Raw genomic sequence first — 1649 nt, forward strand, 5'->3', positions numbered from 1 at the left:
ATCTTTCATTGCAAGCAAAAGCACCCACATTAATGTAATGCAATTGAGAGAAATGAAAAGAGCAATTCTGATGAAAATGCCCCTCGATCAGAACATCAACGGATTCTAGTTTAAGCGATTCTAAGCGCCTCTGTATCAGTCCATGAAAATTCTCGATGCTACGGCAGTGTGATTTTCGCTTCATCTGCACTTCCAGCCACCTAACGATAAAACCACCCCCGAATGTATCGATGGTTCGGAGAAAACCTAAGACCAACGGGCTACGTATCAGAGCCGTATAGATTTCGTATCCCAATCCCATAGCACTGTCACCATGCGAAAAGGCTATTTTTTGCCCTTCATACGTCATCATCATAGGCTGATCCTCGCGACGGATAACTTCTATATTTGAGAGTAAATTTCCGAGCAGAAAATCGTGATTTCCCTCTAAATAGAGTATTTCCAGTCGTTCAGAGAGGCGATTAAGAAGTTCAATTCCCTCAGTGTTATAGTGATACGTTCGCGGTATAGGCCCATAGAGCATATCAAATACGTCTCCCATCAAGATGAGTTGAGGGGTCACAATTTCACCTGATTCGAGGGCATAAAGAAAATCGATAAAAGGGGTACGCCATGGGGCGCAGTGGGCATCTGCGATGAGAATCGCACCGCTTTGGAGTATTTTAGGGGACATACGAGATTTTCGGTATTCCGAGAGATTCATCCAATCCCATCATGATGTTGGCATTCACCAACGCCTGTGAACTGGCACCGCGCATTAGATTATCAATCGCACACATCGCAACGAGTCCATTGCCATGACGCGTGGCATACATATCGGCAAAATTGGTTCCCGAGGTCATTTTCGTATGAGGAGGAGCATTGCGTACACGGACGAAGGGTTTGCCCTCATAAAATGTATTCATCAGTATCAATGGATCACACTCTGATTTAAGAGTTGCATAGACACAAGCCAACATCCCCCGCGTCATCGGAACCAACGAGGGGACAAACGTGACCTTGACCTCATCGGCACATAACGCCGACGCATGCTGTTCGATCTCGGTAGCATGGCGGTGCTTTATGATGTTGTAGCAGTTGATATTGTCATTGACACTGACATAGTGAACAGTGCTACTCGGCGATTTTCCCGCTCCGGAAACACCGGTTTTAGAATCGATAAAAATCGGTTGTGATAAATCAATATACTCTAAAAAAGGGGCCAATGCCAACAGCGACGCCGTCACATGACATCCCGGATTAGCGATAAGACGGGCACCTTGAGCGATATTCCCATGAAGTTCAGGGATGGAGTAGATGGAATGGGAAAGATTGTCCAAATCTTCGTGCTCACAATAAAACGCTTCGTAGTTTTCGGCGGAGAGACGGTAATCGGCGGAGAGATCGACCACTTTGACCCCTCTCTCCAATAACCCTTTTGCCGTTTGCATCGCTGTTTTGTGCGGAAGGGCTAAAAAGATGAGCTCACATGTACTTGCCGCACGATCGATATCTACCTTTTCGACATTTAAATCACAAACACCCATCAAAGAGGGGTGAAGTTCGGACACCGTCGTCGCACCTTCGGTATTGGCACAGTAAAGTAGATTGAAAATCGGATGAGTAATGAGCATTTTCACGAGTTCTAAACCCGTATAACCGCTGACTCC

At 46.0% G+C, this 1649-nt stretch carries 2 protein-coding genes; both read right to left on the minus strand.

Features of this window, described 5'->3' with window-relative positions; translation table 11 throughout:
- Positions 1-673 (minus strand): UDP-2,3-diacylglucosamine hydrolase (locus A2517_RS04700; protein WP_294894643.1); only part of this gene is annotated, 673 nt, incomplete at its 3' end.
- Positions 663-1649 (minus strand): N-acetyl-gamma-glutamyl-phosphate reductase (gene argC / locus A2517_RS04705; RefSeq protein ID WP_294894645.1); only part of this gene is annotated, 987 nt, incomplete at its 5' end. The genes A2517_RS04700 and argC, both read right to left, overlap by 11 nt.

It is taken from the genome of Sulfuricurvum sp. RIFOXYD12_FULL_44_77 (assembly GCF_001830725.1).
GTDB lineage: Bacteria > Campylobacterota > Campylobacteria > Campylobacterales > Sulfurimonadaceae > Sulfuricurvum > Sulfuricurvum kujiense_A.